Annotated in this window: 14 protein-coding genes; 4 read left to right on the top strand and 10 right to left on the bottom strand. The window is 64.2% G+C overall.

Features of this window, described 5'->3' with window-relative positions; all coding sequences use genetic code 11:
- Positions 1-3 precede the first annotated feature (3 nt).
- The 3 genes from LQK81_RS12290 to LQK81_RS12280 are packed head-to-tail and all read right to left on the bottom strand — an operon-like array spanning position 4 to position 3,034.
- On the bottom strand, positions 4-1,542 hold the full coding sequence (locus LQK81_RS12290) for a tripartite tricarboxylate transporter permease (protein ID WP_230806595.1): 1,539 nt from the start codon (positions 1,540-1,542) through the stop codon (positions 4-6).
- A gap of 4 nt (positions 1,543-1,546) precedes the next feature.
- A complete protein-coding gene (locus LQK81_RS12285) occupies positions 1,547-2,014 on the bottom strand; it encodes a tripartite tricarboxylate transporter TctB family protein (RefSeq protein ID WP_230806594.1) in 468 nt (155 codons plus the stop codon).
- 21 nt (positions 2,015-2,035) lie between these two features.
- Positions 2,036-3,034, bottom strand: a complete 999-nt coding sequence (locus LQK81_RS12280; protein WP_230806593.1) for a Bug family tripartite tricarboxylate transporter substrate binding protein — start codon at positions 3,032-3,034, stop codon at positions 2,036-2,038.
- Between the two features lie 205 nt (positions 3,035-3,239).
- Here LQK81_RS12280 and LQK81_RS12270 point away from each other — a divergent pair, with 205 nt between their 5' ends.
- On the top strand, positions 3,240-3,878 hold the full coding sequence (locus LQK81_RS12270) for a GntR family transcriptional regulator (RefSeq protein ID WP_330166552.1): 639 nt from the start codon (positions 3,240-3,242) through the stop codon (positions 3,876-3,878).
- Positions 3,879-3,983: 105 nt separating this feature from the next.
- Here the strand turns inward: LQK81_RS12270 and LQK81_RS12265 are convergent, their stop codons facing one another.
- From LQK81_RS12265 to LQK81_RS12250, 4 genes are read right to left on the bottom strand one after another with little or no spacing between them, the layout of a single operon-like run.
- A complete protein-coding gene (locus LQK81_RS12265; RefSeq protein ID WP_230806592.1) occupies positions 3,984-4,655 on the bottom strand; it encodes an aspartate/glutamate racemase family protein in 672 nt (223 codons plus the stop codon).
- A complete protein-coding gene (locus LQK81_RS12260) occupies positions 4,652-5,623 on the bottom strand; it encodes a sugar phosphate isomerase/epimerase family protein (RefSeq protein WP_230806591.1) in 972 nt (323 codons plus the stop codon). Before LQK81_RS12260 ends, LQK81_RS12265 begins: the two co-directional genes overlap by 4 nt.
- Before the next feature lie 3 nt (positions 5,624-5,626).
- Positions 5,627-6,631, bottom strand: a complete 1,005-nt coding sequence (locus tag LQK81_RS12255) for a PdxA family dehydrogenase (RefSeq protein WP_230806590.1) — start codon at positions 6,629-6,631, stop codon at positions 5,627-5,629.
- A gap of 40 nt (positions 6,632-6,671) precedes the next feature.
- Entirely contained in the window at positions 6,672-7,385 is a 714-nt protein-coding gene (locus LQK81_RS12250) for an FCD domain-containing protein (RefSeq protein ID WP_230806589.1), read from the bottom strand.
- Positions 7,386-7,728: 343 nt separating this feature from the next.
- Here LQK81_RS12250 and LQK81_RS12245 point away from each other — a divergent pair, with 343 nt between their 5' ends.
- The 3 genes from LQK81_RS12245 to LQK81_RS12235 all read left to right on the top strand — a co-directional run bounded on the left by LQK81_RS12245 (position 7,729) and on the right by LQK81_RS12235 (position 10,801).
- Positions 7,729-8,700: a tripartite tricarboxylate transporter substrate binding protein gene (locus tag LQK81_RS12245; RefSeq protein ID WP_230806588.1), complete on the top strand. Its 972-nt coding sequence runs from the start codon at positions 7,729-7,731 to the stop codon at positions 8,698-8,700.
- A 63-nt stretch (positions 8,701-8,763) separates the two neighbouring features.
- Positions 8,764-9,237: a tripartite tricarboxylate transporter TctB family protein gene (locus LQK81_RS12240; RefSeq protein WP_230806587.1), complete on the top strand. Its 474-nt coding sequence runs from the start codon at positions 8,764-8,766 to the stop codon at positions 9,235-9,237.
- A gap of 55 nt (positions 9,238-9,292) precedes the next feature.
- Positions 9,293-10,801, top strand: a complete 1,509-nt coding sequence (locus tag LQK81_RS12235) for a tripartite tricarboxylate transporter permease (protein ID WP_230806586.1) — start codon at positions 9,293-9,295, stop codon at positions 10,799-10,801.
- A gap of 82 nt (positions 10,802-10,883) precedes the next feature.
- Here the strand turns inward: LQK81_RS12235 and LQK81_RS12230 are convergent, their stop codons facing one another.
- Genes LQK81_RS12230 through kduI form a run of 3 tightly spaced genes read right to left on the bottom strand, consistent with a single transcriptional unit; the run spans position 10,884 to position 12,827 of the window.
- Positions 10,884-11,222: a cupin domain-containing protein gene (locus LQK81_RS12230; RefSeq protein ID WP_230806585.1), complete on the bottom strand. Its 339-nt coding sequence runs from the start codon at positions 11,220-11,222 to the stop codon at positions 10,884-10,886.
- A gap of 10 nt (positions 11,223-11,232) precedes the next feature.
- Positions 11,233-11,988, bottom strand: coding sequence for a 2-dehydro-3-deoxy-D-gluconate 5-dehydrogenase KduD (gene kduD, locus LQK81_RS12225; protein WP_230806584.1), 756 nt, complete (start codon positions 11,986-11,988; stop codon positions 11,233-11,235).
- Entirely contained in the window at positions 11,985-12,827 is an 843-nt protein-coding gene (gene kduI, locus LQK81_RS12220) for a 5-dehydro-4-deoxy-D-glucuronate isomerase (RefSeq protein ID WP_230806583.1), read from the bottom strand. The genes kduD and kduI overlap by 4 nt, the downstream gene beginning before the upstream one ends.
- Positions 12,828-12,840: the final 13 nt, after the last annotated feature.

Here is a 12,840-nt window from a genome sequence, read left to right as displayed (position 1 = left end):
GGGTTAGGCATCCCGGCCGGCGAGTTCTTCGCCCGGCAGCAGGGAGGAACGATCCTGCCGGCGCTTCCATGAGCCGTAGAGGGCCGCGCCGACGGAGATGATGATCAGGGCCAGCATGGCAATCGAGATCGGACGCTCGATCAGGGGCCAAAGGCTTCCGCCGCCAAGCTGCCAGGTGCGGACGAGGTTGCCCTCCATCATCAGGCCGAGCAGAAGGCCGATCACCATGGCGACGACGGAATAGCCGTAGCGCTTCATCAAGACGCCCAGGATCGAAAAGACCAGAAGCGTCACCGGGCCGCTGATACTGGTCGTCAGCGCATAGGAACCGAGCGCCGTGCAGATGACGATCGGCGGCAGAAGGTAGGCCAACGGCACGCGAACGATGTAGACGACGAAGCGGATGAAAACGACACCGATCACGGCGAGGATGATGGCCTGGATCAGGTTGCCCGCAATAATCGCGTATACGACGTCCTTCTGGTCGGATATGAAGCGCGGCCCCCCGGTGATGTTGTGCACCGAAAACGCGCTGAGCATGATGGCGGTCGCAGCGCTCGAAGGAATGCCGAGCGCCAGAAGCCCGACCATTGATCCGCCCTCCGAGGAGGAATTGGCGGATTCGGCAGCAACCACGCCGTCGGGGTTGCCCTTGCCGAAACTGTCCGGATTTTTCGAGAACCGCTTCGTCACACTGTAGGATACGAGATTGGCGATCGAGGATCCGAGGCCCGGGATGACGCCCAGCCCCGCGCCGAGTACGGAACCGCGCAGCAGGGTCACCGAATTGCCGCCGATGGCGAAGAAGCCGCTGATGATCTCGCGGGTGCTGACCCGACGGCTCTCCTGGTCCTTGACGAGATAGTCGCTCTTGACGAGAAGGAAGAGTTCGGACGCCGCGAAAAGGCCGATCATGGCCGCGTTCGTGTCGACGCCGTCCAGGAGATAGAGCGAGCCGAACGTACCGCGCTCCGTACCCGCCGAACTCATGCCGATGAGCGCGAGGAGGACGCCAAGCGCGCCCGCCGCGATCGCCCGCCAGAAGCGCCCGTCCGTCATCAGCCCGATCAGCAGCAGGCCGATGACTGCGACGAGAAACAGTTCGGCGGGGCCGAGCTTCAGGACGACATGCGATAGCGGCTCGAGAATGACGAGCAGCATGAGGTAGCCGAATGCCGTGCCGACGGTGGAAGCACTGAGCGCAAGCCCGAGCGCCCGGTTGTGCTGCCCCTTCTTCGCCATCGGATAGCCGTCAAAACACGTCGCGATGGCCGCAGACGTCCCGGGGACGTTCATCAGGATTGCAGGTATCGAACCGCCGAAACCGCCGCCGGTGAAGATCGCCGTCAGGAAAAGAATGGACTCCAGGAAGTCCATATACAGCGTCATCGGCAGGAAAATCGCCATCGCGATCGGAACGGAGAGGCCCGGAATGGCTCCGAAGACGAGGCCGATGAAGATACCGAGCGGAACGACGACCCATGCCATGGGCATGGAGAACAATAAGGTGAAGGCGTCCAGAATGGCTTGGAAATCGAGCATCCCACTACTCCAGGATCAGGGAATGAACCGGAACCCCCATCGGGTGCTGCAGGATCCAGACAGGACCGAAACCGACGAGGAAGGAATAGAGAACGATGACAAGCAGGTTGCGCTTGCCCATCAGCACCATCGTTGCGGCACAGAATAGAACCCCTGCAATGTCGTAGCCGATCGTCTCAAGGCTGAGGACATAGAGCGCCAGCGCGAGACAGCCGATAGGAACGCCAAACCGCTGGCGCAACGAACCGTCGCCTTCGTCCTCCGGACCGTTGGCATCCCGCTCCGGATGCAGGACAAGTCCCGCCGCAATCGCGACGATGAGACACAGGGCCAGCAATGCCGTCGGCGCGATCAGCAGCATGTTGATCGTCGTCGGACTGGCGACCCAGGCATTGTGGGTGAACCAGATGACGAATGCGGCGAAGATCACGAGCAGGCCGAAATGGCCCGCTCTGTTGATGGTGATGTTCATGGCTCCGATCCTGTCGCTACGTCAGAGCTGCGGAAGATACTGCTCGAAGATCTCGTAGCTCTTCTTCAGGGAGGCCGCCGTTGCTTCCGGCCCCATCCAGTCGCCGCCGATCTCTCCCTTGGCGATGAAATCGCGGAAATCCTGTCGCTCGAGCATGCGCCGGTAGGCGGCCACGAGTTGCTCGTAGACGTCCGGGTGGCGTTCGACGAATGTCTTCTGGACCGAGAGGCAACGAAGGTCGGCCGCCAGCACCGGCACCTCGACATTGAGCGGTTTCAGCGCCTCGTTGATCGTGGGGGCCGGCCAACGGGCATCGTCGCGCTCGTCGCGATAGACCGCAAGGGGACGAACCTGATCGGCGATGACGTTGCTGCCGAGGGCGGAGATGAAGGTCATCGTTGCCTGGTCGCCCGCGATCGCGGTGCGCATCGGCCCGCCGCCGTCATAGGTGATCCAGTTGACGTTTTCCTTCGGGATGCCGAGCCGGTCCAGCATGATGACCGCGGAAAGATGGCCGCCGTCGCCCGGGATGACCGCACAGCTGACCTTGCCCGGGTTTTCGCGGATATCCTTGAGCAGGCTCTCCATCGTCTCGTAGGGCTGCGCTTTGTTGACCAGGACGACGTAGTAATCCTGCCACTGGCCATTGATGTGGTGGAAGTCGTCCCATTTCAGGTTGCCCTGGCCGCGCAACACCGCGGAGATGAGATAGGGATTGATCGGCGCCACCATGGCGACCGAACCATCATCCTTCTGCCGGGAAAACCAGGTGAAGCCGAGCGCGCCCGACCCGCCGGAGCGATTGACGACCGTCACCGGCGTCTCGCCGAGCTCGGACGGCAGGAACTGGGCGATGGCACGGGCGAGCCGGTCGGCGGAACCGCCTGCATCGAAGGGCACGAGCAGGGTCAATTTGCTGTGGGGATAGGCTTCCGACGCGTGGACCGGCAACGCGCCCAGCCCGGCGGCGATCGGCGTCGCGCCTGCGATCTTCAGGAATGTACGGCGACTGAATTGCATGTGTTCCTCCCTTCACGCAACTGCTGTCATCGGCGACGCTCCCACATCGCCGAATTGAAAAGAGCAGGATTGTATGCATTGCGTCAACCATCTAACATCTCGTTGAAAATTTTTCATTGAAACGATCGAAGCCGATAATGGGGGAAAAGTGAGCAAAAATAACGACAAGGCATCATCCTCCAGAACAGGAATCAGCTTGACCGCCATGCAGCGCGCCTATGACCATGTACGAGATTGCATACTATCAGGCCGTTTTTCTCCCAGCGAACGCCTTGGCGAAGTCACCATCGCAACCGAGCTTGGCGTAAGCCGGACGCCGGTCCGGGAGGCACTGCGCAATCTAGCAGCCGACGGCTTCCTCGAACTGCGCCCTCATGTCGGCGCGATCGTCAGGCCCTGGAATTTCGAGGAACTGTATTCCAGTTTCGTCATCCGCGCCGACATCGAAGCCCAGGCGGCGGCCCATGCGGCAAGGCGCATCACGAAAGAGGAGATCGAGGAGCTTGCCGCCCTTTGCGACCTGATGGAGCGTGAAAGCGATCATGACGAAAGCCCCGCGCCGCAGTCCAGAAGCACCCTCAACCGCCAGCTTCATCTCCGCATCCTGCAGATCTCCGGCCTCCCCCATGCGGAGCGAACCGCGACGCAACTGATGGATCTGGCCGTGCTGACGATGACTTTCAACCAGTTCGACGAGGAGGAGGTCCATCGCAGCAACAGCGATCACCGCATCCTGCTGCACGCCTTCCGGCTGAAGGACGATCTTCTGGCGCATTCCGTCATGCGCACCCACATCCTCACCGCCGCGGCGATCCTGCGGGCGGGCGAGGAAACGCCGCAGTGATCTCTGCCACCGCAGCAATGAAGGCCGCCCTGGCGACCGCCTTGCCAGCTATGTAGACGATATCGCCTGCCTCGGTGACAGCGTCCGCCATGGCACCGGGGAGCGTCATCCCTCTCCGTTGAGAAGGGCGCGCATACGCAGGACGGCCGCATCGGGGGCCGACAGGACCGGCACGTCGACGACCGCCCGCACGGCCTCGGCCGCCCGCGAGGTCGAAAAGTGCGCCAGCATGATGGCGTCATGCCTTGCGAGTTCCGGCGCGCGGGCTGCGACCAGACGGTTATGCGCCGCCGCATCGCCCTTGCGCAGCAGATCGATGGCGTCGGCGACGACGATCGTGTCGAGCGTCGCGGCGGCGCCGGTGTCCGCGGCGAACTGGCTAAACTCTTCCGTCATCGTCGAGACGGCAGGAGCGAAGGTCGCCAGCATGCCGATGCGCCCGCCGGCTGCGATCGCATCGCGGAACATGGCCTCGTTCGGCTTCAGCACCGGAACGGGCAGTTCGTCGGCCATTTTCTCGATCGCCGGACCGAAGGCGGAGCAGGTCACCAGAATACCGTCGGCGCCGATCCGGTGCGCGTAGCGGCCAAAATCGAGGAAGCGCCCGGTGAGTTCGTCGGAGAGTTCCGACCCCTCCTTCGCCCGGTCGATGGTCAAGCCGTCGTCGAGCAGGTTGACGGCTTCGGCCTCGGGCCACAGCCGCGCCATGGAAGATATCACCGGTTCCATCGCAACCGGCGTCGCATGATAGAGGACGATCCGCGGTCTCGATTTCATGGTTCTGCCCCCTGTACGCCCGACGCTTCCCGCGCCAGCTCGATGTCGGCACGCATCGCCGCATGCGCGAGCATCCTCAATCCGCTGGCGAGCGCCAGTTCCGGCGTCTCGCCCTGCGGCGTCTTCATCTCGACGGTGATGATCGGCATCGTCGTCGGCAGCGCCCGCGCGCCGTAGCCATTGCGGACGAGCGCCTTGAGAAAGCGCACGACGTCGGCAAGGACGACAGCGCCGCCTGCCGCGCCGAAGCGGCAATGCGAATCGCCGAAGGTCGCGGCAACGGCGCGATCGAGCCCGCAATTGGCGACATGGGCGTGGATCAGAAGGTCGCCTGCGACCGCGACCGCCTCCTCGATATCCTCGCCGAGCTGGACGACGTGGCTGAGGTCGACGGTCATGCCGACATTGGCGTGGCGCTTGCGCACCTCCCGCAGCAGTGCTGCCGCCTCGGCGGTCGGGCCGAGCAGCCGCTTCTGGTCGAGTTCGCGGTCGAAATGCTCCACCGTGATCCACATCGGACGCTCCGGCCGGATCGCCCTGGCATGGGCGCAGAGCGCCTCGACCGCCGCGCCGAAATGGCCGATCGCCTCGGCCCTCCGCTCCGGCCCCGGATCGGCTCCGGAGCACAGGAGCATCATCGTCGCGCCATAAAAGCTGGCAGTCTCCACCAGCGCCTTCAGCGCGTCCAGCGCCTTTGCCCGCGCCTCCGCCGTCGCCGCGCCCGGGTCTATGCCCTGGCGGCGCATGAAGCCGCCGACGACGTAGACGACGTCGCAGCCCGACCAGGAGAGGTGGTCGCGCAAGCGGGCCGCCGCCTCCCCGTCCAGTTGCCAGGCGCCCTCGACGCACTGGACCGCGGGATCGAGCAGGAAGCGTTCCGTCGTCGCCAACTGGTCGTGGTCATGGCCGGCATAGGCCGCGCCATGAACGACGCCCGCTCCGAAGGCGTGGGGGCCGATGCGCAGCATCGCTCAGTGCGCCCTGACGCTCTTGGCCGCGGCGATGATCGACAGCTCCATGTTGGTGGAGCCGGCGATGCCCTTGCCGGCGATGTCGAAGGCGGTGCCGTGCGAGACCGTGAAGACCGGGATCGGTAGGCCGCCGATGAAGTTCACCAGATGGCCGAACTCGAGGATCTTGATGCCCGAATTGCCGTGGTCGTGATACATCGACAGCACGATGTCGAGGCCGAGCTTGTCGATGTCGACGAATACCGTGTCGGCCGGGATCGGGCCGATGACGCGGAGGCCCTCGGCGCGGGCGTCGTCGCAGGCCGGGCCGATATCGGTCATCTCCTCGGTGCCCATCAGCCCGTGCTCGCCATTGTGCGGATTGAGGCCGGAGACGCCGATGACGGGGTCGTTCAAGCCGACCATCGCCAGGCTGTCCTTCAGCACCTTGATCTGGCCGAACACCCGCTCGCGGGTGCAGATGTCGGCCACCTGTCGCAGCGGAACGTGGTTGGTGACGCGCGCGAGGTTGTATTTGCGGCCCATCAAGATCTGAATGGAGCGCTTGGCACCGGTATAGTGACGGGCGATCTCCTCGAAGCCGGTATGCTCGTGGCCGCCATTCTTCATCGCGCGCTTGTTGTTCGGCGAAACGACCACCGAGTGAACCGTTCCCGCCATGCCGAGCTCGATGGCTTTCGCAATGCTGAAACCGCTGTAGCGGCCGGCTTCGGCCGAGACCTCGCCGCGCGGGCACTGCGAGAGATCGAGCCTGTCGAAGGGCAGGATCTCGACGGTACCGGCGTCGCCGGTGGCGTCCGAGGCCTTTTCGAGCAGGCGGATCTTCAGCGGCGCGCCGGCAAGCGCCAGGTCGCGCTCGAACACTTCCGGGCTGCCGACGACGATCGGTGCCGCGACATCGCGCACCTCCGCCTTCGTCATCGCCTTCAGCGTGATCTCGGGGCCGATGCCCGACGGATCGCCATTGGAGATCGCGACGATGGGTTTACCGGACTGGGTATACATGGGAACCTCTTTGATTGGCTTGCAACTCGGGGATTTGTGTTCAGTCGTCGTCCCAGTCCATCTGCAGCCACGCCACCTGCTCCGGCATGGTGCGCAACAGGCGGTTTCGGCCGGCGAGACTGTGATCGCGCAGCACCTGCGCGATCCGTGAAGGATTGCCGTTTCTGAGTACGTCCAGGATCAGCCCGTGCTCGGCCGACGAGGCCCGCACGTTACCGTCGAGGATGAGCGCGCGTTTGCGCCAGATGTGAAGCTCGCGATCGAGACCTTCGTAGATGTCAGCCAGATGGTTGTTCTTGGTGAACGCCATGATGCGGGAATGGAAGCGCCGGTTCAGCGTATAGAAAAGATCCGCCTCCCCCGCCTCGACCGCCGTCTCCATCTCCTCGTGCAGCGCGGTTAGTTCGGCGAGCTGGTCGCCGGTGATCCGCCGCGCGAGAATCCGACCCGCATGGGCGAACAGCGCCGCCCGGACGTCGTAAATCTCCAACACGTCGCGAAGATCGAGGACGCGGACGAAGAAGCCGCGATTAACCTTGAACTCGACCAGTCCGGCCTCTTCCAGCCGACGGCAGGCCTCGCGGATCGGCCCGCGGCTGATGCCCCGCTGGTCGGCGAACGACTTCTCGTTGATACGATCGCCCGGCGCCAGCGCGCCTTCGATGATCATCGTCTCGAGCTCGCGATAGATGCCGGTCGCGATCGACTGCGCCGCACCGGATTCCGGCGAGGGATAGAGTTCGGTTGTCGTCATGAACAGGCCTCCTGAGGCTTGAACATAGCTCGACGCCGATAAGTGTCAACATTTTTTCAAAAGTGTCGGCAATTTTTACCCTCAGCACCCTCCATCATCAGGGTGGAGAATTAGTTCGATAAATTTCTCTCAGCATTTTATTGATCAATAACAATAAGATAATGATCTATGGCCCTTATCGATGCGAGGTATTTGCCGAAAAAACAGGAACATTATTGTTGACAATACTGGCGCAAAAGCGTTCTCTGCCTATCGAAAGCCGCACCGCCGAGGGAGAGCATAGCGGTCGCATGCTGGCTTTTCGGACTATTTTGCCATACACGACTTTTGGGAGGAGCCTTAAATGTCGACAATAATTTCCCATTCTTTCAGCCTTCATGGCGTTCGCACGCTGGCGCTCACGGCCGGTCTTCTGGCCGCCGGCGCGGCGCATGCGTTCGCGCCGGAACGCGACGTCACCGTCGTCGTCACCAGTTCGGCGGGCGGCGGCAGCGACACCATCACCCGTATCCTCACCGACACCATCTCCAAGATGGACCTGACCGAATCGAACTTTGTCGTCGAGAACCGCACGGGCGGCAGCGGCGCCGTCGGCTACAGCTATGCCGCCAAGCGCGCCGAGGACCCCTATCTGTGGGCCAACATCGGCGTCAGCTTCTTCACCACGCCTCTGCTCGGCGAATCCCCGGTCACCTACAAGGACTTCAAGCCGCTCGCGGCGGTCTCCGAAGACCCCTACATCATGGTGGTCGCCAAGGATTCCCCGATCAAAAGCCTCCAGGACATCAAGGCGGCCGGCAGGATGATCTCCGGCACCACCGGCATCGTCGCCGATCCCGCACTTCTGGCGCAGCGGCTGGAAACGGCGATGGGCATCGAGGCCGACGTCGTTCCCTTCGGCGGTGACGGCGAGGTGGTGGCGGCGCTGCTGGGCGGGCACATCGAGGTGCAGTTCGGCAATCCGAGCGAGGTGCTGCCGCTGATCCAGTCCGGCGACGTGCGCCCGATCGCCGTCAGCTCCGAAGAGCGGCTGCCGGCCTTCCCGGACGTGCCGACGATCAAGGAAAGCGGATACGACGTGGTGCTGACCCAGCTTCGCGGCTTTGTCATGCCCGCCAACGCCCCCGACGATGCCGTGGCCTACTGGGCCGACATCATCAAGAAGGCGCTGGAAAGCGAGAACTGGAAGACGCAGTATCTCGACCGCTTCAAGGTCGTGCCGAAATACATGGCCGGTGCCGAGTTCGCCGCGGAGATGGACAAGCGCAACGCCGACTACACCGCGCTGATGACGACCCTCGGCCTCATCAAGTAACGATCACGCTGCGCCGGGCAACCGGCGCAGCCGCATGTCTTTAGGCATATCCGGGAGGATTTCATGAAGATCGCCCTTCTCGACCGCATGTTCACGATCGCAGCGCTCGTGCTCGGCCTTTACGTCACGATCAGCGGCTGGAACTACGGCCTCTATCGCAATGCCGTGCCCGGTCCCGGCTTCTTCCCGGCGATCGCCGGTCTTCTCATGACCGTTCTCGCCGCCGCCATCCTCCTGCGCGACCTTGCCGGACACGAACGGCTCAAGGGCGAGATCGCCCGGCCCGTCCTGCTCGGCATCGCCGGCGTCACCGCCGCCGTTGTCGGGTTCGTCTTCGCCGCGCCCTTCATCGGCATGGCCGCCGCGGCCGCGATCGCCATGATCGTCATCGGCTACCTCACCGAGGAGCCGCACCGCAAGGGCGGCAATTTCCGCTGGAAGCTCATAGGGCTCAGCATCGGCACCGTCATCGCCTGCCACATCCTCTTCGGCATGATCATCCGCGTGCCGCTCGTCACCGGCCCGCTCGGCTTCTGAGCCACCGGCACGCAAACCTCCACTGACGCGGGTCCCCGCGACCCCGGAGACTGTTATGGAAACGCTTACTCTGTTGGGACACGGCATCGCGACGGCCGCGACCGATCCCGGAATGCTCCTCGCCATCTTCGTCGGCGCCCTCGTCGGGCTCCTGATCGGTGCCCTGCCCGGCCTCGGGCCGACCGCCGGCGTCGCCATCATGCTGCCGGTGGCCGTCGGCTTCGAGCCGACCGTGGCGCTCGCCATGCTCGCCGGTGTCTATTACGGCGCGATGTTCGGCGGCGCAGTCACCTCGATCCTGCTCGGCATCCCCGGCGACGCGCCTTCCGTCATGACCGTGATGGACGGATATCCGCTGGCCAAGATGGGACAGGCCGGCCGCGCCCTCGGGCTCGCCACCTACGCCTCCTTCATCGGCGGTCTGATCGGTCTCATCGGCCTGACGCTGATGGCCAACGTCGTCTCACGATACGCGCTGATGTTCGGTCCGACCGAGATGACCGCACTGATGGTGCTGTCACTCTCGCTCGTCGCGGTGCTCGGCACCGACGATCACCTGAAGAGCTTCCTGGCGCTCGGCATCGGCCTCTGGCTCGGCATGATCGGCCTCGACCAGATCATGGGCGGCCCGCGCTTCACCTTCGGCAGCATGGCGCTGCTCGAAGGCATCGAATTCTCGCTGATCGCCGTCGGCATGTTCGGCCTCGGCCAGATGTTCATGGCGCTGGAGGAGGAGACGCCTGACAAGGTTGATGCGGCCACCTACAGCTACCGCTCGATGCTGCCGCGGCTTGCCGACCTGGTGGCGACGAAGACCACACTCGTCGTAGGCTCGCTGATCGGCTTCCTGGTCGGCGTGCTGCCGGGCGCCGGCGCCACGGCATCCACGATGATGGCGTACGGCGCGGCCAAGAAGATGTCGAAGGAGCCCGAGACCTTCGGCAAGGGCGCACTCGACGGCGTCGCCGCCCCCGAAGCCGCCAACAACAGCGCCTCCTACGGGGCGATGGTCACCCTGTTCACGCTCGGCATTCCCGGCTCGGCCACGACCGCGGTCCTGCTCGCCGGCCTGCTGATGGTCGGCCTGCAGCCCGGGCCGCGCCTGTTCCAGGAGCAGGGCGAGTTCGTCTGGACCCTATTCGGCACCTTCTACATCGGCAATCTGGCGCTGGTGTTCATCACCATCCTTTTGACCCCGATCCTCGCGGCCGCGATCTTCGTCTCGCGCGGGTTGCTGTTTTCGATTGTGATGGGCATCGTCATCTACGGCATCTACAGCATCGACCTCAGCCTGGAGGCGCTGCTGATCATGGCCGTCTTCGGCGTGCTCGGTTATGTGATGGCGAAGCTGAAGTATCCCGCCGTGCCGCTGATCATGGGCGTGGTGCTCGGCCCGCTGCTGGAGCTCGGCGTGCGCCGGACACTGATCGCCTCGCGCGGCGACCTCAGCGTCTTCTACTCGCATCCGATCTCGCTGACGATCTTCATCGCCACGGCGCTGGTCATCCTGATGCCCTGGATCAACCGCCTCTATCAGCGCACCATGAAGCCCTCCCAGGCTTGACGCGGCAGGGAGTGGCGGCACGAAACCGGCCACTCCCTGCCCCCACAGTGACCTGCCGTGCCCTTGCGCGGCGACCGCCGCATCACGACGAAGGCGTCAGGAAGTCGTCGCGGCGCGGCGTAAAGGTATCGATCAACAGACCGTCCGTCAGCGCCACCACCCCATGGACGAGATCAGGCGCAACGATGAAGCTGCTTCCGGCACCGAGGCGGGTCGTGACGCCATCCACGGTGACGTCGAAGCTTCCCTCTGCGACATAGCTTACCTGCGTGTGCGGGTGCGCGTGCAGCGCGCCGACGGCGCCCTTGTCGAAACGGAAGGCAACCAGCATCAGTTCCGGACGCTCGCTCAGGACTGCGCGGCGGTTGCCCGGCGCAACTTCAGTCCAGACGATATTTTCAGGCAACGAATAATAAGGCATTTCGGTTCTCTCATCGGGCGAGCCAGCCGCCGTCGACCGGCAGGATGGCGCCATGGACATAATCGGATGCGGGAGCCGCAAGGAAGACCGCGGCGCCGACCATATCGTCCGCCCGCGCCCAGCGCCCGGCCGGTATGCGTTTCAGGATGTCGGCGTTGCGCTCCGGATCGGCACGCAGCGCCTCGGTATTGTTGGTCTCGACATAGCCCGGCGCAATGGCGTTGACGTTGATGCCCCTGGCCGCCCATTCGTTTGCCATCAGCTTGGTGAGCCCCGCAAGCCCGCTTTTGGCCGCGGTATAGGACGGCACACGGATTCCGCCCTGGAAGGAGAGCAGCGAGGCGATGTTGATGATCTTCGCCGGCCGCTCCGCCGCGATCGCCGCCTTCGCGAAGGCCTGGCAGAGAAAGAAGACGGACTTCAGGTTGGTGTCGAGCACCGCATCCCAATCCTCCTCCGTGAACGCGATGGCGTCGGCGCGGCGGATGATGCCGGCATTGTTGACGAGGATGTCCGGCGTCGCACCGGCCGCAAGTGCTTCTGCGAGGACTTGCGCACCGATGCCCGCCCCGGACAGGTCGGCCATGACGGAAACGAACCGTCGTCCGGTGGACGCGACATCGGCCGCGGTCTCCGTCATCGGCGAGCGACCGACGCCGACGATATCGGCACCGGCCTGCGCAAGACCGGTCGCGATCGCCCGGCCGATACCGGTATTGGCCCCGGTGACGATCGCCCAGCGGCCGGCGAGATCGAACATGCTCATCGCAGCGCTTCCATCGGCACCTTGTCCATGTCGGTGAAGCTCATATTGTCGCCGGCCATCGCCCAGATGAAGGCATAGCGGCCGGTGCCGGCGCCGGAGTGGATCGACCACCCCGGCGACAGCACCGCCTCATGGTTCTTGAGCACGACGTGCCTCGTCTCACCCGGCTCGCCCATGAAGTGAAAGATCCGCGTAGTCTCCTGCATGCCGAAATAGAGATAGACCTCCATGCGCCGGTCATGCACATGCGCCGGCATGGTGTTCCAGACCGATCCCGGCTCGAACATCGTCAGGCCGACGAGCAACTGGCAGCTCTCGCAGACGTCCGGATGCACATACTGGTTGATCGTGCGGGCATTGGATTCCTCCGCCGAGCCGAGGCTGACCTTCTTCGCCATGTCTCGCGTGATCAGCACGGTCGGGCAGGGTCGGTGCGCCGGCGCGCTCAGCAGGTAGAAGAGCGCCGGCGTGCCGGCATCCTCGCTAGCAAACTCCAGCGCCCCCGCGCCCAACCCGACATAGAGCGCCTCGCGGGTATCGAGGACATGCTTCGTGCCGCCGACGCTTACCGTTCCGCGACCGCCGATATTGACGATGGCCGCCTCGCGGCGATCGAGGAAATGCTCGGTCCCGGTCTCGGCGACATGATCGAGCGTCAGCCATCCGGAAACCGGTGACGCGCCGCCGACGATCATCCGGTCGAGGTGGCTGTAGGTCAGGCAGATTTCGCCCGGCCGGAACACGTCCTCGATCACGAAGCCGTCGCGCAGTCCCTGCGTGTCGCGCCGTGCGGCGTCTTCCGGCCCGACGGCCTGGCGTGTCTTCACGGTAATGGTCACAATACTTGCCTCT

The organism is Rhizobium sp. GN54 (assembly GCF_021026345.1).
Taxonomy (GTDB): domain Bacteria; phylum Pseudomonadota; class Alphaproteobacteria; order Rhizobiales; family Rhizobiaceae; genus Mycoplana.
Note: the sequence above shows the minus strand (reverse complement) of the source record. Positions and strands in the feature narration are given on the sequence as shown.

Coding starts and splice junctions, on each gene's coding strand:
- LQK81_RS12290 (WP_230806595.1), bottom strand. CDS start 1,542: ATGCTCGATTTCCAAGCCATTCTGGACGCCTTCACCTTATTGTTCTCC.
- LQK81_RS12285 (WP_230806594.1), bottom strand. CDS start 2,014: ATGAACATCACCATCAACAGAGCGGGCCATTTCGGCCTGCTCGTGATC.
- LQK81_RS12280 (WP_230806593.1), bottom strand. CDS start 3,034: ATGCAATTCAGTCGCCGTACATTCCTGAAGATCGCAGGCGCGACGCCG.
- LQK81_RS12270 (WP_330166552.1), top strand. CDS start 3,240: ATGCAGCGCGCCTATGACCATGTACGAGATTGCATACTATCAGGCCGT.
- LQK81_RS12265 (WP_230806592.1), bottom strand. CDS start 4,655: ATGAAATCGAGACCGCGGATCGTCCTCTATCATGCGACGCCGGTTGCG.
- LQK81_RS12260 (WP_230806591.1), bottom strand. CDS start 5,623: ATGCTGCGCATCGGCCCCCACGCCTTCGGAGCGGGCGTCGTTCATGGC.
- LQK81_RS12255 (WP_230806590.1), bottom strand. CDS start 6,631: ATGTATACCCAGTCCGGTAAACCCATCGTCGCGATCTCCAATGGCGAT.
- LQK81_RS12250 (WP_230806589.1), bottom strand. CDS start 7,385: ATGACGACAACCGAACTCTATCCCTCGCCGGAATCCGGTGCGGCGCAG.
- LQK81_RS12245 (WP_230806588.1), top strand. CDS start 7,729: ATGTCGACAATAATTTCCCATTCTTTCAGCCTTCATGGCGTTCGCACG.
- LQK81_RS12240 (WP_230806587.1), top strand. CDS start 8,764: ATGAAGATCGCCCTTCTCGACCGCATGTTCACGATCGCAGCGCTCGTG.
- LQK81_RS12235 (WP_230806586.1), top strand. CDS start 9,293: ATGGAAACGCTTACTCTGTTGGGACACGGCATCGCGACGGCCGCGACC.
- LQK81_RS12230 (WP_230806585.1), bottom strand. CDS start 11,222: ATGCCTTATTATTCGTTGCCTGAAAATATCGTCTGGACTGAAGTTGCG.
- kduD (WP_230806584.1), bottom strand. CDS start 11,988: ATGAGCATGTTCGATCTCGCCGGCCGCTGGGCGATCGTCACCGGGGCC.